The sequence below is a fragment of the Deinococcus cellulosilyticus NBRC 106333 = KACC 11606 genome (assembly GCF_007990775.1).
GTDB lineage: Bacteria > Deinococcota > Deinococci > Deinococcales > Deinococcaceae > Deinococcus_C > Deinococcus_C cellulosilyticus.
The window spans coordinates 67,705-86,172 of sequence record NZ_BJXB01000012.1 but is presented as its reverse complement, the minus strand read 5'-3'; the positions used below and the strand labels follow the sequence as shown (position 1 = coordinate 86,172).

Sequence of the window (18,468 nt, the reverse complement as noted above, 5' to 3'; positions counted from 1 at the left end):
CGTGTGGCAACACCTTCATGGACAGCTTTATGCCTTCACCGGAGCGTGCAACTGCTATGCACTGGTCCGGGGGCATCAGGCGGTCCTGATCGAGTATGACCATGAGGCCCACCTGCAACTCGAAGCCTTTGGCGTCTCAGAAGTGCTGCGGGTTCTGCTGACCCACGTGCATGGGCACAACGCAGAGGTGCCTTCGGGTCTTCCTGTGGATGTCCCTGAAGCAGAACACAGGTTGATGACGCACCCTGAGGACATCCGGGCTGGAAGGCAACGGCTGAACCGCTATGAGGTCTTAAAAGACCATGACCTTCCAGCCCACGGTCACGAAGCTGGAAAGCTGCTGGATTACGACACTTTTGAACTGCTGGACCGCTGGGAAGTGGTGCCCACACCAGGCCACACGCCAGGCAGCATCACCCTGATCCTGGACCATGAAGGCAAACGCTTTGCTTTTGTTGGCGACCTGCTCAGTGGTCCTGGAACCGTACATGACCTGTCCTACACCCAGTGGACCTACGGTGGAGGAGAGGGTCTGGCAGGCAGCATCCTGTCTTTGTTGGATCTGGAGAAAAGAAATCTGGATGTGCTGCTCCCTGCACACGGACAGATCATGCGGCAACCTGCCCATGCGTTCAGCCTGACGCTGGAGCGGTTGTGGGCCCTGGTGCGACTGCGGTGTCACAACCCCAGACTCCTCAAATTCAGGGAAGAGCCTTTCGTGCAGGTGACGAAACACGTCCTGATGAACCGGACCAGCTTTGCCCACCATTATGTGGTGGTTTCACAGTCTGGAAAGGCCCTGTTCATTGATTTCGGGTATGACTTCATGTTTGGCCTGACCGACATCACCGAGCGCCATGCCCGCAGACCCTGGCTCTACAACCTGCCCTGCCTGAAGGATTTCGGGGTCAAAGAAATCAGTGCCGTGGTTCCGACCCACATCCATGATGACCATGTGGCCGGAATCAACGTGCTGAGGAGGGTGCACGGAGCAAAGGTTCTGGTGCCAGCAGGGTTTGCAGAAGTTCTGCTGCACCCTGAAGCCCATGACCTGCCCTGCCAGTGGTTTGACGCCATTGAACCCGATGAGACCCTTGGGTCCTCTTTTGACTGGGAGGAGTTTCACTTCAGAATCCTTCCGATGCCCGGTCACACCCCTCATGCTGTGGGCATTTTCCTGGAGGTGGATGGTGAACGCCTGCTCTTTCAGGGGGATGTGCTGGCAGACGATGGTCTGGGCCTGAATTACATCTACGAGAACGGGTTTGATCCTGCAGACTTTGTGCAGGTGGCCCACCTGATCGAACAGGAACAGCCCACCTTGCTGATGGGCGGACACTGGGAACCCGTGCGGGTCACCCCGGAGTGGACATCTGCCCTGAAAGAGCGCGCACAGCAACTTCTGGATCTCCACACCCAGATCATGCCCGAACAGGAGACGCACCATGACTAGATACACCGGCGTGATCGAGGGCTTCTACGGCAGACCGTACAGCTTCTCTGAATGCCACTCCCTGATCTCCCTGATGGGAAAATGGGGCCTGAACACCTACCTGTATGGCCCCAAGAACGACACGCAGCACCGCAACCGCTGGAGGGAACCGTACACTCCAGAAGAACTTGCCCTGTTTTCAGCACTGGTCCAGCATGCCCGTGATGCCGGGGTGGACTTTGTGGTGGGCCTGAGTCCCCTGGAATTCCACTACTCCAGTTCGCAAGACCTCGACACCCTGCTTTTCAAGCAGCAGCAGTTTCTGGAGATCGGGGTCACCTCTTTTTCCCTGCTGCTTGATGACATGCCCGAGCGTTTCCGGTACGAAGACGATGCAGAGAAATTCGGGACCCTGGCCCATGCCCAGTCCTGGCTCTGTGAGCAGTTGAGGGAACGCACTCCTGGAGTGTTCTCCTTTGTCCCCACCGAGTACCACGGAAAAGGAGATTCCCCTTACCTGCGAGAACTCGGGGAACGCCTCCCTGAAAACATCGAGATTTTCTGGACAGGCCGGGACGTGTGCAGTCCGAGCATCACAACAGAGCACACCCGCACCGTCTCCAAAACCCTGAAGCGCAAGGTGGTCTACTGGGACAATTACCCTGTGAACGATCTGGAAATGCGTTTTGATCCTCACCTGCTGCCCTACCGCAACAGAGAAGCAGGGGTGCTGGAGGAAAGTGGGGGCATCCTGCTGAACCTCGCCCTGCAGCCTGAGGCCAGCAAAATTCCCCTCATCACCTTTGCACGATTTGTGCAGGATGGGGAGCAGTATCAGCCTGATGCTGCATGGCAAGAAGCCCTGATTGAGGTCACAGGCAATGCCGAAGATGCCCGTGCATTGGAGCTTCTGGCAGACCTTGCCCGCCGGGACCCCCTTGACCCCAAAGGAACTCTGGACAACCACCTCTATCCCCTGATGGATGCCTTCTGGGAGGAACTGGGAGGGGCTCCGGAAGTTGCAGGCCCAGAACTCCAGAACCGTCCCGCCAGAAAACCTGCTTCAGGCACCCTGCGTGAAGCAGCAAGGGAGCTTGAACTGGCCGTGTTCCGTCTGGAACACCTCAAAAACCGCAAACTGCTGGCAGACCTGCATCCCTGGACCCAGAAGCTGGGAGGGCAGGTGCGCATTCTGAAACTTGCACTTGCCGTCATCGACAACCCGCAGGATGCAAGGCTCAGAGAGGTGATTTTTGAGGACCTTCCAGAGGTCCGGGCCAATTTTCACTGGGTGGCCGGAGACCTGATCGACCAGTTTGCAAGGCGCTGCGTGTGGTACGCCCACCAGAAACAGAGGCAGGAATGAGAGATCAAGCCAGAGAAATCGCAGAAAAGGTGCTGCTGTCCAATGGAAGCCCCATCGGACTTCTGGGGTCCAGCACGGCATACAAGCAGGTGTGGGCCAGAGACAGCATGATCTGTGGTCTGGGCCTGATGGTGATGGGAAGCCCTGAAGGTGCAGAAATCATGCGCCGCAGCCTGAGAACCCTGCAGGCCTACCAGACAAGGCTGGGAAACATCCCACACAACGTCGGATTCACCGGAATTCCAGACCCTGCTCTGATTGCCCACGGGGGAGCCCTCATCGTCGGGGATGACACACCCAGAGTGGTGGTGGACACCGCGCACTCAGGGTGTATCGACAACAGCCTTTGGTTCATCATCGGAAACGATTATGTCCACCGAACAGATGGCGACACAGAGCGACTGAGAAACGCCTGGACGGCCATCAAACGGGCCTACACCTGGCTGGAATACCAGGACTCCAACGAGTGTGGCCTTTTGGAAGTGCATGAAGCGATGGACTGGGCAGATCTGTTTGCCAACCGCTACAACAGCCTGTGGCCCAATGTGCTCTGGTACGCCGTTCAGAAATGCATGGCCTCCATTTCAGTGGCCATGGGTGAAGACCCAGAACCTTATCTGGAGCGCGCAGAGGACATCAAATTCAAGATCAACACCCTGCTGTGGGTGGGTGCAGAGGTCCAGAAGGACATGCACTGGGTCGAGAACAACCGCAAGGAGTGGCTGTACCCCATCCGTGCCACCCAGACCCTGTATCAGGAGCGGCCCTACTTCCTGCCCTACATGGCCTTCCGGGACTGGTGTGACCGTTTTGACACCTTCGGGAACCTGTCAGCCATCCTGTTTGGTCTTGCGAGTGAAACCCAGACGGGCAAAATTTTTGATTTCATCCGCAGCGCAGGGGTGGATGAACCCTACCCCATCAAGGCCATTCATCCTCCGGTGATGCCCGGAGACCCGGACTGGAGAGAGTATTACCGCCTGCGCAACCTGAACCTGCCCGATCAGTACCACAACGGCGGAGCATGGCCTTTCCTGGGTGGGTTTTATGTGGCTGCACTGGTCAAGGCTGGATGCCTGCGGGAAGCCGAACATCAACTGGACCGCCTCACCGAAATGAACCGCATGGCAAGAAACCCGGATCAGGAATGGGACTTCAACGAATGGTTTCATGGGCGCAGCGGGAAGCCCAGCGGTTTCAGAGGGCAAAGCTGGAGCACCGCCATGTACATCTATGCCCATGAGTGTGTGAAACGCGGGGAGTGCCCGGTCTTCAATGCAGGAGGTGGCTGGTGACCCTGGTTGCGGTGGGTGGGGTCCTGATGGATTTCCTCAGGCAACCGGATGGAAGCTGGCTGACCCGCCCTGGAGGCAGTGCCTGGAACGTGGCCCGCGTGAACGTTCGACTGGGCACCCCCACGAAATTTCTGGGGGTCATCAGCACCGATCCGTTTGGAGAAGAACTCCTGGGGGCCACCCACGATGCAGGCATCGATCCTGCCCTGGTTCAGCGCACCGACCACCCCACCAGCCTGTCTTTTGTGTTCCAGAGCCACCCGGCCACCTACGCATTTCGGGCAGAAAACGGCAGTGACAGGCAACTTGTCCCCGATGTGAACCTGTGCACAGGGGCGAGTCTGGTCTATATCGGTGGGATCAGTGTGGTTCGCAGTCCTCTGCTGGAACAGATTCCTGCTTTTGTGCGGGACCTTCATGCCAGAGGCATTTCTGTTGCCTACGACCCCAACTTCCGGGCACAGGAGGCCGCAGCCTACCGGGTGCTGTTCCCGATGATCCTCCCGTATCTGAAATACCTGAAGGTTTCTGATGAGGATCTTGCAGGGCTGGACATGCGTCTGGAGCAGATCAGAAGACTGAATCCCGACCTCACCGTCTTGCTGACAAGAGGCAATGAAGGGGCAGAACTGCATACAAATGACGGCGTTTTCATGCACGCTGGGTACACTGTAGACGTCAGGGACACCGTGGGAGCAGGAGACGCCAGCATCGCTGGATTTCTTCACCATCTGCTGGCTTTCCCTGACGCCCCACCTGCAGAACGGCTCTCTTTTGCCCTGGGGTGTGGTGCCGTTGCCTGCATGCATCCTGGAGCCTACGCCCCCTCTCTTCAAGAAGTACACCACATCACGGAGGACAAGACATGCCAAAAGCACTGATCATCTACGGTGGCTGGGATGGCCACAACCCCACAGGATTCAACACCTGGTTTAAAGACCGTCTGGAACAGAATGGCTTTGAAGTGCAGAGCCTGGACAACCTGGAAGACCTCACACCTGAGTCTGTGCAGGTGGACCTGATCGTGCCCCACTGGACCATGGGCAAAATCCCTGGTGAGAAAAGCAATCTGATTCGCGAGGCCGTCCTGAACGGCACCGGACTGGCAGGCATTCACGGAGGGGCAGGAGACGCCTTCCGGGAGGACACCGAGTTTCAATTCATGGTGGGCGGACAGTTCGTCAGTCACCCCGGAAACATCCGGCCATACAGCGTCCAGTTCAGGGACCAGAACCACCCCATCACCCAGGACTTAACGGATTTCGATGTGGTGACCGAGCAGTACTACATGCATGTGGACCCCATCAACCACGTACTGGCCACCACCACCTTTGACGGTCAGTACGCGCCGTGGATTGAAGGTGCCGTGGTGCCTGTGGCCTGGACCCGCATGCATGGAAAAGGACGGGTGTTCTACCACTCCCTCGGGCACGCCCTGACCGACATGGACACCCCACAGGTGGAGACCATGACCGTGCGGGGTCTCCTGTGGGCCGCCAGAATCGAGTGACCCATGCCGATTCTGGGCTGCATTGCAGATGATTTCACGGGTGGAACCGACCTCGCCAGCAATCTGGTGAAGTCCGGTTTCCGAACCGTGCTCACCACGGGGGTGCCCTCGCACCCCCTGCCAGATGTGGACGCCATTGTGGTGGCCCTGAAATCCAGAACGGCACCTGTGCAGGAGGCTGTGCAGGACTCGCTGGATGCGCTGGCTTACCTGCAAGGTGCAGGATGTGTGAGATTCTACTTCAAATACTGCTCGACCTTCGATTCCACCCCGGAAGGGAACATCGGGCCAGTCACGGATGCTTTGCTGGATGCCTTGAAAGAACCCTACACCGTGATGTGCCCGGCTTTCCCGGACAATGGCAGAACAGTGTACCAGGGGCATCTCTTCGTCTGGGACAGACTTCTGAGTGAAAGTGGCATGCAGAACCACCCCCTGACCCCCATGACCGACCCGGATCTGGTGCGGTTTCTGCAGCTCCAGACCGTGCACAAGGTGGGATTGCTGAAACATCAGGTGGTGCAGCAAGGTGCAGCAGAGGTCAAAAAGACCCTGGAGGATCTGCATGCAAAAGGCAAACGCCTGATCGTTGCCGATGCCCTGAACAACAGCGATCTGAAGGTGCTTGCAGAGGGCACAGCCCACCTGAAACTGGTCACTGGAGGCAGTGGGCTTGCTCTGGGACTCACTGCGCCTGAATCTTCTGCTGCTGGGCAACCCTTCCCGCGCTTGATGGGTCGCAGGTTGATCCTGGCTGGAAGTTGCTCCAGGGCAACGCTGGAACAGCTTGAGCATGCAAAAAGTCTGTATCCACACCTCAAACTCCATCCTGAACAGCTTGCAGAGCATTTTGATGATGTGCTGCAACAGGCACTGGACTGGAGCCTGAATCGGTCTGAAAAGCTCCCCGTGCTGATTTATGCCAGCAGCGCTCCAGAAGAAGTGAAAAGTGCACAACAGGCTCTGGGAAGGGAACATTCAGGGGCTCTGTTGGAAAGGGCCCTGTCCACACTGGCCGTGCGCCTGTCAGAACAGGGATTCAGCCAGATCATCGTTGCAGGAGGGGAGACTTCTGGTGCAGTGGTGCAGAAACTCAACCCCGGTCACCTGCTGATCGGTCCTGAGATCTGTCCGGGCGTGCCCTGGACCGCCACGCCCACCCACAATCTGGCCCTGAAAAGTGGCAACTTTGGTTCCAGAACCTTTTTTGAAGACGCCTGGGAGGCCCTGTGAGCACCGAAAGTCAACTCAGAGAACGGCTGTGTGAAGTGGGAAGAAGGCTGTACCAGAGGGGACTCTGCCCTGGCACCTCTGGAAACCTCAGTGCCAGATTGGAAGACACATGGCTGCTGACCCCCACCAATTCCTGTCTGGGAGAGTTGCTGCCCAGGGACATTTCACTGCTGGATTTCGAGGGCAATCACCTTTCAGGCAAGAAGCCTTCCAAGGAGTCTTTCATGCATCTGGCCTATTACCAGCACCGTCCTGAGGCCAGAGCAGTGGTGCACCTGCACTCGACTTATGCCGTGGCTGTGTCCTGTTTGCAAGATCTGAATGCAGATTCCTGTGTGCCCTTCATCACGCCGTATTTTGTGATGCGGATTGGTGACCTGCCTGTGGTGCCTTACCTGCGTCCGGGCGATGCCCGCCTTGGTGAGGAAATTGCCTCCAGAGCCGCAAACCATGTGGCTGTGCTGCTGGCAAATCACGGTCCTGTGGTTTCAGGGAAAACGCTGGATGAAGCGGTCAACAATGCAGAAGAACTTGAGGAGGGCCTCAAAGTTTATTTTCTCCTGCAGGACAAAAAGCCCATGCTGCTCACCCCTGAGCAGGTTGAAGCCCTGCGCAGAATGTGAGGAGGGCGGGCTTACCCCCGGTCCCGCAGTTTTTCAAGGCCCTCCAGCACAATTTCCAGTCCGATCTCAAACTCTCTGGTGTAGTCGTAACCGGGCTTTAAGACATGCTCCACGGCCAGCTCGGTCAGATGGGGATATGCTCCTGCAGCCACCTCCATCATGATGCTTTCTGCAGCGGCATCCCCCTCCTCAAATCTGGTGAAGGGCAGATTGATCTGCTGCAATGCAAAACCATAGATGTAGCTGTCCAGAAGAGAATAAGCATGTGCAGTTGCAGCCACCGAGAAACCACTGCTGCGCAGGCACTCAATCACGGCATTGTGGTGGCGCAGGGTTTCCGGGCCAGGTGAAGTGCGGGACTCCATCAGACCCAGTGCCCACCTGTGTCGGGTCAGTGCTGTTCGGGCAGAGAGGGAGCGGGTCTGGATGCGGCTTTTCCAGGGACCCTCGGTGGGCAATTCAATCTCTGCGAACACCAGATCGATCATGCCATCGAGCAGCCGATCCTTGTTGGCAAAGTGGTGGTACAGGGACATGGCTTCCACGCCCATCTCCTGGGCAAGTTTGCGCATGGTGAGGGCCTGAATGCCCTCCTGATCTGCAATCTCAATGGCTTTTTGAAGCACACGTTCCCGGCTGAGTCTGGGGCGTGTTTCGGTTTCTGAACGGATTTCTGATGGGGATGTGGTGGATTTTCTTGGGGGCATGTGTCCGTTTCTCTTGACAATCTTACAACGTAAGGCTACGCTGATGCTATAACCTTACAACGTAAGGCAATGAGGAGAGGCCATGACCACCACACAGAACCCCAGCATCAGCACCAGTGCCAGGACCATGAAAGCCGTCGTGCGCGAGGAGTATGGTCCTCCCGACGTTCTTCGATTGACCGATGTTCCCAGACCGGAGCCAGAGGACAATGAGGTTCTGATCAAGATTCACGCCACCACAGTCACCTCTGCAGATTGCAGGATGCGTGCCCTCAAAACCCCTGCGGGTTTTGGCCTGATCATGCGTCTGGTTTCAGGGGTGAATCGGCCAAGACAGCCTGTGCTGGGGGTTGAGTTTGCAGGTGAAATCGAAAAGGTGGGCAAAAATGTCACCCGATTTCGGGCAGGAGACCGGGTTTTTGGGATGACTGGAATGGGAATGGGCTGTCACGCCCAGTACAGGTGCCTGCCAGAGACTGGAGCCCTTGCCCACATCGCCTCAAACCTGACCCATGAACAGGCTGCTTCTCTCCCTTTTGGTGGCACCACAGCACTGGATTTCTTCAGACGGGGCAAGCTTAAAGCAGGAGACAGGGTGCTGATCAACGGAGCTTCTGGTGCAGTGGGTGTGGCTGCAGTGCAACTGGCGCATCACTTCGGTGCAGAGGTGACAGCAGTGTGCAGCGGTGCAAATGCAAATCTGGTCCGTTCGCTGGGTGCCCACAGGGTGATCGATTACACCAGAGCAGACTTCGCTTCCACTGGAGAAACCTACGATCTGATCATGGACACGGTGGGCACAGCCCCTTTTGCCCGCAGCAAACCTGCACTTCGCAAAGGGGGCCGTCTGCTCCTGGTGCTTGCGACCCTTGCCCAGATGCTGTCAGGCCCCTGGCAGGGGATGACCAGTGGCATCAAGGTGATTGCTGGACCGACCACTGAACGTCAGGAGGACGTGCAGTTGCTGGCAAAGCTCGCACAGGAAGGCAAGCTGAAACCTGTGATCGACCGCCAGTATTCCCTGGACCAGATTGCAGCGGCCCACCATTACGCGGACACCGGACGCAAACGTGGGAGTGTGGTGGTCACGGTCAGCCATTCCAGCTGAGCCTGTCTGGCAACAGTGAAATCTGGCCTGCCATTTCACCGTCAGTCCGTCTAGGATCAGGACATCCCTGTCAGAGTGGCCTCACAGCGCTCTGGGAGGGAATTCTTTTCCTGATGAAGGAGGTCACCATGAAACAGAAAATCACGTTGCTTTTGCTTGCTGTTGCAGCCCTGGCTGCAAACCCTGCGCTGGCAAGTTACCAGACCTGGGGAGGTTGATTTGAAGAAACGCATCGTTGTTCTGCTGTTGTTTGTATTTGGGGGTTCTGCTCTGGCAGGTTACACCTGGACAGGGACCTTCACCGATCCACCTGTTACCCACTCTCCCTGAGCGTTCAGGGTTCCATCTCCACTCCACACAGGCACCCTCCGGTTTTCTGGGGGGTGTTTTGTTGTGCAGGGCATGGCCACATGGTTGCCAGTCAAGTGTGTAACCCTCCCCTTGACATTCGAATCGATTCGACCATAAGATAAATCCATCAACCTGCCCACAACCCATCACGCCCTGGATCTCTACTGCTGGACCCCTGGCAGCCCAACCCTACTGGAGGTACGCCTGACCCAATCTCTGGATTGATCTCCACATTCACACCTTGCTTCATCAGACCTGTGATTGCTGTCTGAGAGGGTTCTCATGCCTTGAAATCCTGGAACAGCTGCCAGATTTTGCATCTGGTGGGTGCGTCCATGTCTTTTTGTCTTCTGTAAGGAGTTGACCATGCTGAAATTGACCCGGAGTGTTCGATTTTCCCTGATCGCCCTGAGCCTGCTGACCGGAACTGTCGGTTGTGCGAACCTGACCGTTCCCCCTGCAAAAGTGACCACCCAGGCCTACAACTGGCGCAATGTGGAAATTGTTGGTGGAGGCTACGTCCCTGGAATCATCTTCAACCAGAGCGAGAAGGACCTGATCTACGCCAGAACCGACATTGGTGGAGCGTACCGCTGGGACAAAGCGTCAGGACGCTGGATTCAGCTCCTCAACTGGGTCGGGGCAGACAACTGGGGCCTTTCTGGTGTGGACAGTCTTGCCACCGACCCCGTAGACCCTAACCGGGTGTACCTTGCCGTCGGGACCTACACCAATGACTGGGACCCCAACAATGGGGCGATCCTGAGGTCGAGTGACCGGGGCGACACCTGGCAGAAAACCGACCTGCCCTTCAAGATGGGGGGCAACATGCCGGGTCGCGGCATGGGAGAGCGCCTTTCCATCGACCCCAACAAGAACAGCATCCTGTACCTGGGGGCCAGAAGTGGCAATGGTTTGTGGCGCAGCACCGATTATGGCGTCACCTGGAGCAAGGTGGACAGCTTCCCTGTGACAGGGGACTACATTCCAGAGCCCGGCAACCCTTACTCTGGTGACAAAATCGGGGTGGTGTGGATCACCTTCGACAAATCCAGCAGCACCGCCGGAAACGCCACCAAAACCCTTTATGTGGGTGTGGCAGACAAGGCCCATCCCCTGTACCAGAGCAAGGACGGTGGAGCCACCTGGCAGGAGGTTCCCGGTCAACCCACCGGATTCCTGCCCCACCACGGAGAACTCGACAGCGAGGGCAACCTGTATATCACCTACAGTGACGGGGCAGGCCCTTATGACGGTGAAAAGGGAGACGTCTGGAAACTGAACACCAGAACCGGTGAATGGACCAACATCAACCCCTTCCCTGCCACGGTCACGGACAAGAACTGGGGATATGGTGGGCTTGCCCTTGATCGCCAGAAGCCTGGAACCCTGATGGTCGCCGCACTGAATGCCTGGTGGCCAGACACCATCCTTTTCCGTTCCACCGATTACGGCAAGACCTGGACCCGCATCTGGGACTGGGGAAATTATCCTGAACGCACTTTCCGTTACAACATGGACAGCAGTGGCGCACCCTGGCTGAACTTCGGGGCCACTGTGCCCAAAGATCCAGAACCGATGGTCAAGGTGGGCTGGATGGTGGATGACCTGGAAATCGACCCCTTTGACTCCAACCGGATGATGTACGGGACGGGGGCAACGGTTTTTGGGTCAACCAACCTGACCGAATGGGACAAAGGGAACAAAATTGACCTGAAAGTGATGGCGCAGGGCATTGAAGAAACCGCTGTGCTGGACCTGATCAGCCCGCCAAAAGGGGCCAACCTGTACTCTGCCCTCGGAGACATTGCAGGTTTCAAACATGACGATCTGACCAAAGTGCCCCAGAAGATGATCGCCAACCCCCTCCCTGGCAGCAACACCAGTCTGGATTACGCCGAGAAGAACCCTGACCTGATGGTGCGGGTGGGCAACGGTGGTGCTTTCTTTGCTTACAGCGCCGATGGGGGCGAGACCTGGACCAACGGCAAGACCACTCCGGCTGGAACCAATGGGGGAGGCAATCTGGCCCTGTCTGCAGAAGGCAAAACCGTGCTCTGGTCCCCTGGTGGTGCAAAAGTCTCTTATTCCACCAACAATGGCGACACCTGGACCGCCTCAGCAGGTCTGCCTGAAGGCAGTGCAACAGTGGTCTCTGACCGTGAAAATGACCAGCGGTTCTATGCATTTTCAAAAGGAGAACTCTACGTGAGCATCGATGGAGGCAAGACCTTCACCATCCCTGAAGCCCAGAACCTGCCGCACGGTCTGGGAACCCGCAAGGACGAATCGGTCTACATCCAGACCGTCCCCGGGCAAGAAAAAGACCTGTGGATTGCGGCTGGCAAGCGTGGCCTTTTCCACTCCACCGATGGTGGCGCCAGCTTCAAGAAACTGGATCTGGTCGATACCGCCAACGTGATTGGTTTTGGCAAAGCTGCACCTGGAAAAGATGACATGGCCATTTACATCACCGGAGCAGTGGACGGCAAGCAGGGCTTCTACCGCTCAGACGATGGAGGCCAGACCTGGGTGCACATCAACGATGCCCAGCACCAGTTTGGCTCCACCAACAGTGCCATCACCGGAGACCCCAGGGTCTATGGGCGTGTGTACATCGGGACCAACGGGTACGGCATCGTGTACGGCGACATCAAATAAGAGCAGGCTGCAACAGGGGACCCTTCGGGGTCCCTTTTCGTTGAGGCCTCAGTGAACTTGCACATCTTCGGCGAACACCTCTGTGGGCAGATGCAGCAAATGGATCACCAGATCAGGATCAAAGGCACTCCCACTTTGCATTTGCATGAAACTCAGGGCATCCTGCACCGACCATGCGGGTTTGTAGCTTCTCTCGGACAGCAGGGCATCCATCACGTCTGCCAGGGTGACCAGACGGGCCATCAATGGAATGTCTTGACCACAGAGCCCCTGGGGGTAGCCTCTGCCGTCCCACCTCTCATGGTGGGAAAGGGCAATGGTGGCCGCATCCTGAAACACCTGTCCAGGCTGTCTTTTCAGCACCTGATGGCCCAGCAGGGTGTGCCCTTTGATCACTTCAAATTCACCCACGCTCAACATTCCAGGTTTCTTCAGGATCGAAGCAGGAACAAACACCTTGCCAAAATCATGCAGCAGGGCAGCTTTAGACAGCAGGCTGGCTTCTGATGCAGAAAAACCACAGCAAAGGGCGAGGTGCTCCGCAATGCGTCCCACCCGGTCTGCCGCATGCACTTCATGTTCTGCAGGCGGATTGAACTGCAGCAGGGCCTCCACCAGTCCACTGACCTCATGCAGGAAAACACACTCCGGAACTGAGATGATCCCAAGCTGGCTGTAGGTGTGCTGCAGCTGGCGGTGCCGCAACTGCCCCTGCACCTGTGCTGGCAGAACGGTGGAAAACACCTGCTCAGACGTGCTCAGGTCATCCACGATCAGAAGCCCTGGAGGATACCGGAGCTGCACCCAGAGTTCCCGCAATCGAGCAGTGTGCCGAAAAGAGGGGGCAGCAATGATCAGGGCAGGATAATCCACCAGAGGCGGAGCTTCCAGTTCATCCAGATCCAGGGTCAACTGCACCTTCTGAAAACCTTCCTCTTGCAGCAGGGCCTGCAGGCTCAGGGTCCCTGAATCAGACGAACCATACAGCAGAATCCGTGCTTGCGCGACCTCAGCAGGCAATTTCGGCAACTGCAGGCTTTCCATACTCCATTGTAGTCCAGAACCCTATTCGAGTGCCTGTGTTACAGTTGCGCCAGCCTGACCACCCGATCTCCTCCCAGACCACTGATCAGCATGCGCTCTTTGCTGTTGCTGAGCAGGGTCTGGCTCCACTTCACCTCGCCACCATCGGCCAGGAAGACCTGATCTGCACCATCTGGCAGGGCATAGAGGTGAAAACACAATCCTGTGTAGTAATTCCGTGCGTGGGTGCGGTCTGGATCATGCTGGCACTCCAGTGCCGAAAATTCCTGCAGCAGGGGCTGAAAAATGCGTTCTTCGGTGAGCAGGGCTCTGGTTTTTCCTGAAAAATCACTCACCGTCAGTTTCAGTGGGTGAAGTTCAGTCCAGTGACGCCTCAGGGCCTGCAGCATGGTTCTGAGGTGCAACAGCAAGGCCTGGTGTTCAAATGTTGAGTTTCCCTGATCCCGTCCAGCACTGACCATGCAAAACAGGTTGAAGTGGGGAATCTGCCCAGGCTGGTTGTAAAACTGGGGCCTCAGCATGCGTTGGCTGGTGGCCAGATGCACCACTTCACTGGATTTTGGGTTCTCCTTCAGCAATGTTTTGCGCCTGATACATGCTTCAAGGGCCAGAACATTGGTTGCATCCGACACCACTTCATTCCCGCGCACGGTGGACACCGACCAGTTCTGGTCCACCGCTGCAACCACCGAACAGGTGCCCAGAGGGGCCACAGGGGAGAGCACCAGAGGTTCCACCTCCGAAGGCAAACTGGACAGCACGGTTTTTTCCCATTCCAGCATGCGGACCGGATGGACTTTCGCGGGACGCACAAAACGGCTCTGCTGGTACTCCTCCAGCACCTGTGCAGGCGTGCGCTGGTCTGCTTTCTGACGGTAAACCTCCAGCAGCAGGGAGGTCAGGTCGGTCAGGGAAAGCCGGGACAGCAGGCCCACAGGATCAGGCACGCCCAGTTCGTCTTCAATGCGCTGCAGGAGAGAATCGGCCATGACCCAGTGTAGTTGTCTAAAATGGACTCTGGATCACCCATTTGACCTAAGCAGGTTTCAACTTTCCAGCAGCATGTCCCTGATCTTCAGGACCGTGCGCCAGTTGCGGACGGTGGCAGAGACCTTCAGTTTCTTTTCCAGCACCGCATGGGTGAGCAGGGCACCTGCGGTTCCATCTGGGTAGAACAGGTAGAGGTTGTCCCCTTTCAGCCCCCAGCGGTCCTCTCCGATCGGGGCCTCCTGCAAGGCTTTCAACTGGCTGTCTGAAGGTGTGTTTCCCAGGAAAGCCACATGCAGGTGCTCTGTCTGGTCCAGAAAAGGGTTCTGCTGGACCACCTGCTGCCAGTCCCCTGCATCCCTGACCACCACACCCACTTCAAAGCCGAAATGTGCCTCAATGACCTGCCGCACCTGCTGGACCAGTGCTTCAGCTGTTCCAGAATGCTTCAGCGTGACGTTGCCACTCTGACGCTGGGGTTGCCACTGGTGGCCCCAGTCTTTTCTTTTTTTGTCGTGTCCCACGCATGTGTATTGCTGGATAAAAAATGGTGATCACTGGTTATGGGGGGCAAAGCTGGACACTTTGGGGGGCAGACTGGGGGCAAAGGGCTTTACGCCCAAGACAAAACTGTTACCCTGAGATATGGCTCAGAAGAAAGAGGACTTGACCGAACTCCTGATCAAACGGTGCAAGGAGCTCGAAGAAGAGAATGCAGAGTTGCGCCTGCTGCTGGAAGCCCTGAAGGTCAAGCTCCCCAGGCGTCTGCGCAAGAAGTCCATGATCAGTGTGCAAGACTGATCGAACAAATCAAATCGATCACATGAAAAATACAATACCACTCAGGAGAAATCATCTCCTGAGTTTTTCATTAAGATTGACAGAATTTAAATCGTATGCTACTTCAGTAAATTATGAATGAAGAACTTCAAATCAAAGACGTAACAGAGAAAATCATCAGTGGTCTAAGCACAATGGAAGACTGGGATTCTTTCAGCGAGTGCATGGAACTGGGTGCACACAACTGCGAAGAAGCCACCCCTGAAGACGGCTACTGGATCTGTCAGGCATTGCATGAAGATCCCAAAAGACTGCCGTATGAAGAATCATTCCCCTACTTTGACAGGGATATTTACATTCACCGGATTTACTTCCTGAAGTTTCCAGACCACTTGCAGTTCAGAGATGGTCGGGTGCTGCTCACTGAACCCTTTGATGATGGGGACAGAGAGCTACGCCCAGAGCATCAGGCAGATGAACCCACCTACCTGTACTGGAGGGAGACGGATGGTAAGTTTTACATCACAGAATGACTGATTGATACGTATCAAGCAGTCAGCTGGAATCCCAAAAGCGATACCCCGCGTGGCTCAGGCGCGGGGATGGAACAGGGAAGAAAGTTTTACCGTTGAAGTACGGGATTATCCTATTGACACAGCCTGAAAAACAACTGGAGTGAGCCTGACCCTCCCCTGAAAACTGAGCGATTGCACACCATTCCCTCTTGGTGACCTTCAGGTAACCCTTCCCCACATACCATCTGGTCCATGAACTTTGGACATTTTTGTGTGCTTGCCATGGGGGTTGTGGTCTTTGCTGGAGCCAGAAACGACACGGTGCTGCTGATCCTGATGATGATCCTGGGATTGTGCATCTGGGGTCTGCTGATCAAAGGCAAAATTCCCTGATCACCTTTTGCACTCCAGCACGGTCCCACCATCTGGGGTGTACATGGCAGAACACTTCTCCAGTGGGTTGCAGGCACAGAGAAGCAGCAACAGAGCAGTGGCAACCCGCTTCATGACACCACCAGTTTCAATTGCCTGCAGTAAGCAGGGGAGAGACGCCCACCGGAATACCGGGCCTGACTCCCAGCCATCTGCAGGTGCACCATCTCCTGGGGAATGGTCTCCAGACCGAATTGACCAGGTTGCACGTGAGCATACACCGTGCGGTAGGTTTGCTGTTTCCAATCCAGCGTCCCAGTGGAACGCCTGACCAGAACGATGTCCACAGCCAGACCGTACTGGTGCATGCTGAGGTCTCTCACCCCGTCACAGTTTGTGACCCAGCGCTGGGGTGAGTTTTGCCGGAACAGGGCGTTCTGCTGCTGGGCTGTGCGACGGGCACTGGTCACCCGCACCTCAAACTGCGGGTAAGCTGCTTCCACTGCTGCTGCCCACCTCTTCACGTTCTCTCTGAACTGCGGGTTCAAAGTGTCCAACGTGATGCCTGTGTTGAGTTTCATGCTTTCTCCTTTTCCTCCAACTCCAACCGACCCTCAATCCGAGACATGCGATTGGCAAGGGTGTGAATGGCTTTCCCTTGGGTCTTCAACTCCTCAGCAATTGAACTCATGCCTTCCTTGTGGGTGGAGGTCAAGGTTTTCAGGCTGTCCTGATACACCCCGATCATCTGTTCCTGAGTGGCCTGTTGACGGGCCATCATTTTTTCCTGACCATCCTGGGCTTTCTTGACCATCCAAATGAAAGCGAAGATGATCAGCACCACAAGCACCACCATGAAAGCCACCACAAGGGGAGTGATCCCGGTTTGAGCAGCGGTGTGGGCGAGAGAGTCAATGTTCTGCGTGATGCCGGTAACGTCTTTGGTGGGGTTCATGTCTTCCCTGCTTTCTGTACTCCAGCGTTTGTGACAACCTTTTCGCAACTCTGCATCTGGGACAATGAGCCTGTGCCCAGCGGCATCCCCAGGTCTCACCACCTGGGGTAAAACTTTTACGGTGTCTTGCCAGTCAGCACCCCATTGGTGAACGTCAGGGTCACACCCCCCACAGTGAATGTGGTGGTCAGGCCTTCCACTGGCATGTTTTCCAGCAGCAGGTTCCCTTCCACCCCCTGGAATTTCCCAGCCTGGATGCGCCACGCAGGGTAGAGCCCCCCGCCTGCCCCAGAACCGGTGAACCAACTGTCCACACGGGAAAAAATCCCGGTGAGGGTGTACGGGAAGGTGCGGGTGCTGTGGAAATCCGTGCCTGTGAAATCCATGCGGATCTCATAGGTGACACCCGTCAAGAGTTCCTGCGCCATCGGGGAGGTTTGCACCCAGTGGGTGCTGCCCTGCAGATCTGTGCCGGTGACCTCTTCCTCATAGAGAGTGAGGTTTTCTGTGATGTTCTTCAGGGTCAGGGTTGCCACTCCTGCAGTCATGGCTGTGGTGGCCGGGAACCCGAAGCGGTTGATCACCTGCTGGGTGGTCACCGTGAATCGGTAGAAGGCATACCCGTTTCCTGACCCTCCGTTGTCTGTGAGTGCCCCGGCAGATGGGACGTAACTGGTGGCGATGTCTGAGAGGGGCACATGGTTTTGCGGGCCGTAATGCGCTGCGCCCTCAGACAGTTGGGCCTGGATCGCAGCGATGGCGTCCCATACTTCGGTCAGGTCACACATGGTATCCCCCGTGTAGTGCGCACGGATTGTCAGCAGGCGCTGCAGGTCCGTGTCGAGAATGGCGTGGAAGGTGAGTGGGAAACTCTTCCCTTCTGTGGGCCTGAGCGTGATGCGGGCACGGTGCAGGATCAGCACGGTCAGGTGCCCAGTGGTGTCTTCTTCCTCCAGGCGCACCGTGAAGAAGCGAGAAGGGCTGTTCCCGATGATCAGTTCCCGGTAATCCGGGGTGTGGGAGGTGTAGGTGGCGGTGGCCGTGATGAGGTCCGGGTCCAGGCGGTACAGCAGGGTGCGCCCCTCCAGGTCCCTGGGGATGGTCACAAAATCCTGGGCTTCCACCAGACCAGAGAGGGTGACACTGGTGCCCAGTTTCACCGGGTGGGGCAGCACAGCAATGCCCTGAGTGTTGAACCGCAGCAGGCAGGTGACCTCCTGCTCCCTGCTGCCATGATCGGTGACATCCTCCTGCCAGAACCCCATCGCCCACATCAGGTTCTGGGCCTGCCATTCCTCCAACTGGGCTTGCAGGGTGGCGTCAATCGATTTGATGGCAGCAGCCACAGGTCTGCGTGGGTACTGGTCCCGTTTCTGCCTGTACTGGATGTCCACCGTGAGGGATGCTGGACCGCCCAGCAGCCCCACGTGGGTGAGGTTGGCCTGGGCTGTGCCGTACTCCCCGATGAAGACACGGGTGCGGGCAGAGAAAGTGATGCTGCTGGAATCTGCAATGGGCATCGGTTGGCT

At 56.7% G+C, this 18,468-nt stretch carries 19 protein-coding genes; 12 read left to right on the top strand and 7 right to left on the bottom strand.

The genetic code is table 11. The annotated features are described in order from the left end of the window. Position 1 precedes the first annotated feature (1 nt). From DC3_RS14085 to otnC, 7 genes are read left to right on the top strand one after another with little or no spacing between them, the layout of a single operon-like run. Positions 2 to 1,453, top strand: coding sequence for an MBL fold metallo-hydrolase (locus DC3_RS14085; RefSeq protein WP_146885333.1), 1,452 nt, complete (start codon positions 2 to 4; stop codon positions 1,451 to 1,453). Then, entirely contained in the window at positions 1,446 to 2,798 is a 1,353-nt protein-coding gene (locus DC3_RS14080) for a protein O-GlcNAcase (protein ID WP_146885331.1), read from the top strand. Before DC3_RS14085 ends, DC3_RS14080 begins: the two co-directional genes overlap by 8 nt. Beyond that, positions 2,795 to 4,093 (top strand): amylo-alpha-1,6-glucosidase, encoded by a 1,299-nt coding sequence (locus tag DC3_RS14075; protein ID WP_146885329.1) that lies wholly within the window; start codon positions 2,795 to 2,797, stop codon positions 4,091 to 4,093. The genes DC3_RS14080 and DC3_RS14075 overlap by 4 nt, the downstream gene beginning before the upstream one ends. Beyond that, a complete protein-coding gene (locus tag DC3_RS14070; protein ID WP_146885326.1) occupies positions 4,090 to 4,974 on the top strand; it encodes a carbohydrate kinase family protein in 885 nt (294 codons plus the stop codon). Before DC3_RS14075 ends, DC3_RS14070 begins: the two co-directional genes overlap by 4 nt. Next, positions 4,959 to 5,603, top strand: a complete 645-nt coding sequence (locus DC3_RS14065; protein ID WP_146885324.1) for a ThuA domain-containing protein — start codon at positions 4,959 to 4,961, stop codon at positions 5,601 to 5,603. Before DC3_RS14070 ends, DC3_RS14065 begins: the two co-directional genes overlap by 16 nt. Before the next feature lie 3 nt (positions 5,604 to 5,606). Further along, positions 5,607 to 6,836: a 3-oxo-tetronate kinase gene (gene otnK / locus DC3_RS14060; protein ID WP_146885323.1), complete on the top strand. Its 1,230-nt coding sequence runs from the start codon at positions 5,607 to 5,609 to the stop codon at positions 6,834 to 6,836. Next, positions 6,833 to 7,459 (top strand): 3-oxo-tetronate 4-phosphate decarboxylase, encoded by a 627-nt coding sequence (otnC, locus tag DC3_RS14055; protein ID WP_146885321.1) that lies wholly within the window; start codon positions 6,833 to 6,835, stop codon positions 7,457 to 7,459. Before otnK ends, otnC begins: the two co-directional genes overlap by 4 nt. A gap of 11 nt (positions 7,460 to 7,470) precedes the next feature. On the opposite strand, the gene DC3_RS14050 is transcribed toward otnC, so the two are convergent. Next, a complete protein-coding gene (locus DC3_RS14050) occupies positions 7,471 to 8,166 on the bottom strand; it encodes a TetR/AcrR family transcriptional regulator (protein ID WP_146885319.1) in 696 nt (231 codons plus the stop codon). An 82-nt stretch (positions 8,167 to 8,248) separates the two neighbouring features. Between DC3_RS14050 and DC3_RS14045 the strand changes: the two genes are divergently transcribed. Beyond that, entirely contained in the window at positions 8,249 to 9,274 is a 1,026-nt protein-coding gene (locus DC3_RS14045; protein ID WP_222594767.1) for an NAD(P)-dependent alcohol dehydrogenase, read from the top strand. 717 nt (positions 9,275 to 9,991) lie between these two features. Beyond that, a complete protein-coding gene (locus DC3_RS14040) occupies positions 9,992 to 12,286 on the top strand; it encodes a WD40/YVTN/BNR-like repeat-containing protein (protein WP_146885317.1) in 2,295 nt (764 codons plus the stop codon). A 48-nt stretch (positions 12,287 to 12,334) separates the two neighbouring features. On the opposite strand, the gene DC3_RS14035 is transcribed toward DC3_RS14040, so the two are convergent. From DC3_RS14035 to DC3_RS14025, 3 genes are read right to left on the bottom strand one after another with little or no spacing between them, the layout of a single operon-like run. Then, positions 12,335 to 13,330 (bottom strand): HD-GYP domain-containing protein, encoded by a 996-nt coding sequence (locus tag DC3_RS14035; protein WP_146885316.1) that lies wholly within the window; start codon positions 13,328 to 13,330, stop codon positions 12,335 to 12,337. A gap of 38 nt (positions 13,331 to 13,368) precedes the next feature. Next, on the bottom strand, positions 13,369 to 14,319 hold the full coding sequence (locus DC3_RS14030) for a hypothetical protein (protein ID WP_146885314.1): 951 nt from the start codon (positions 14,317 to 14,319) through the stop codon (positions 13,369 to 13,371). 57 nt (positions 14,320 to 14,376) lie between these two features. Next, a complete protein-coding gene (locus tag DC3_RS14025; RefSeq protein ID WP_186816038.1) occupies positions 14,377 to 14,841 on the bottom strand; it encodes a DUF1697 domain-containing protein in 465 nt (154 codons plus the stop codon). A 121-nt stretch (positions 14,842 to 14,962) separates the two neighbouring features. Here DC3_RS14025 and DC3_RS29185 point away from each other — a divergent pair, with 121 nt between their 5' ends. The 3 genes from DC3_RS29185 to DC3_RS29180 all read left to right on the top strand — a co-directional run bounded on the left by DC3_RS29185 (position 14,963) and on the right by DC3_RS29180 (position 16,005). Beyond that, positions 14,963 to 15,118, top strand: coding sequence for a hypothetical protein (locus DC3_RS29185; RefSeq protein WP_186816037.1), 156 nt, complete (start codon positions 14,963 to 14,965; stop codon positions 15,116 to 15,118). A 113-nt stretch (positions 15,119 to 15,231) separates the two neighbouring features. Further along, positions 15,232 to 15,630, top strand: a complete 399-nt coding sequence (locus tag DC3_RS14020; RefSeq protein ID WP_146885310.1) for a hypothetical protein — start codon at positions 15,232 to 15,234, stop codon at positions 15,628 to 15,630. Between the two features lie 234 nt (positions 15,631 to 15,864). Continuing rightward, on the top strand, positions 15,865 to 16,005 hold the full coding sequence (locus tag DC3_RS29180; RefSeq protein ID WP_186816036.1) for a hypothetical protein: 141 nt from the start codon (positions 15,865 to 15,867) through the stop codon (positions 16,003 to 16,005). 110 nt (positions 16,006 to 16,115) lie between these two features. On the opposite strand, the gene DC3_RS14015 is transcribed toward DC3_RS29180, so the two are convergent. The 3 genes from DC3_RS14015 to DC3_RS14005 form a co-directional block, all read right to left on the bottom strand. After that, entirely contained in the window at positions 16,116 to 16,565 is a 450-nt protein-coding gene (locus DC3_RS14015; protein ID WP_146885309.1) for a M15 family metallopeptidase, read from the bottom strand. Beyond that, on the bottom strand, positions 16,562 to 16,939 hold the full coding sequence (locus tag DC3_RS14010) for a hypothetical protein (RefSeq protein WP_146885307.1): 378 nt from the start codon (positions 16,937 to 16,939) through the stop codon (positions 16,562 to 16,564). Before DC3_RS14010 ends, DC3_RS14015 begins: the two co-directional genes overlap by 4 nt. Before the next feature lie 116 nt (positions 16,940 to 17,055). After that, positions 17,056 to 18,459 carry a hypothetical protein gene (locus DC3_RS14005; protein ID WP_146885305.1) on the bottom strand — a complete coding sequence of 468 codons (1,404 nt, stop codon included), beginning with the start codon at positions 18,457 to 18,459 and terminating at the stop codon, positions 17,056 to 17,058. Between the last annotated feature and the right edge of the window lie 9 nt (positions 18,460 to 18,468).

What these genes read in the sequence shown, in the direction of transcription:
- DC3_RS14080 (WP_146885331.1), top strand. Translation starts at nt 1,446, where the DNA reads ATGACTAGATACACCGGCGTGATCGAGGGCTTCTACGGCAGACCGTAC.
- DC3_RS14075 (WP_146885329.1), top strand. Translation starts at nt 2,795, where the DNA reads ATGAGAGATCAAGCCAGAGAAATCGCAGAAAAGGTGCTGCTGTCCAAT.
- DC3_RS14065 (WP_146885324.1), top strand. Translation starts at nt 4,959, where the DNA reads ATGCCAAAAGCACTGATCATCTACGGTGGCTGGGATGGCCACAACCCC.
- otnK (WP_146885323.1), top strand. Translation starts at nt 5,607, where the DNA reads ATGCCGATTCTGGGCTGCATTGCAGATGATTTCACGGGTGGAACCGAC.
- DC3_RS14050 (WP_146885319.1), bottom strand. Translation starts at nt 8,166, where the DNA reads ATGCCCCCAAGAAAATCCACCACATCCCCATCAGAAATCCGTTCAGAA.
- DC3_RS14045 (WP_222594767.1), top strand. Translation starts at nt 8,249, where the DNA reads ATGACCACCACACAGAACCCCAGCATCAGCACCAGTGCCAGGACCATG.
- DC3_RS14040 (WP_146885317.1), top strand. Translation starts at nt 9,992, where the DNA reads ATGCTGAAATTGACCCGGAGTGTTCGATTTTCCCTGATCGCCCTGAGC.
- DC3_RS14035 (WP_146885316.1), bottom strand. Translation starts at nt 13,330, where the DNA reads ATGGAAAGCCTGCAGTTGCCGAAATTGCCTGCTGAGGTCGCGCAAGCA.
- DC3_RS14030 (WP_146885314.1), bottom strand. Translation starts at nt 14,319, where the DNA reads ATGGCCGATTCTCTCCTGCAGCGCATTGAAGACGAACTGGGCGTGCCT.
- DC3_RS29185 (WP_186816037.1), top strand. Translation starts at nt 14,963, where the DNA reads ATGGCTCAGAAGAAAGAGGACTTGACCGAACTCCTGATCAAACGGTGC.
- DC3_RS14020 (WP_146885310.1), top strand. Translation starts at nt 15,232, where the DNA reads ATGAATGAAGAACTTCAAATCAAAGACGTAACAGAGAAAATCATCAGT.
- DC3_RS29180 (WP_186816036.1), top strand. Translation starts at nt 15,865, where the DNA reads ATGAACTTTGGACATTTTTGTGTGCTTGCCATGGGGGTTGTGGTCTTT.
- DC3_RS14015 (WP_146885309.1), bottom strand. Translation starts at nt 16,565, where the DNA reads ATGAAACTCAACACAGGCATCACGTTGGACACTTTGAACCCGCAGTTC.
- DC3_RS14010 (WP_146885307.1), bottom strand. Translation starts at nt 16,939, where the DNA reads ATGAACCCCACCAAAGACGTTACCGGCATCACGCAGAACATTGACTCT.
- DC3_RS14005 (WP_146885305.1), bottom strand. Translation starts at nt 18,459, where the DNA reads ATGCCCATTGCAGATTCCAGCAGCATCACTTTCTCTGCCCGCACCCGT.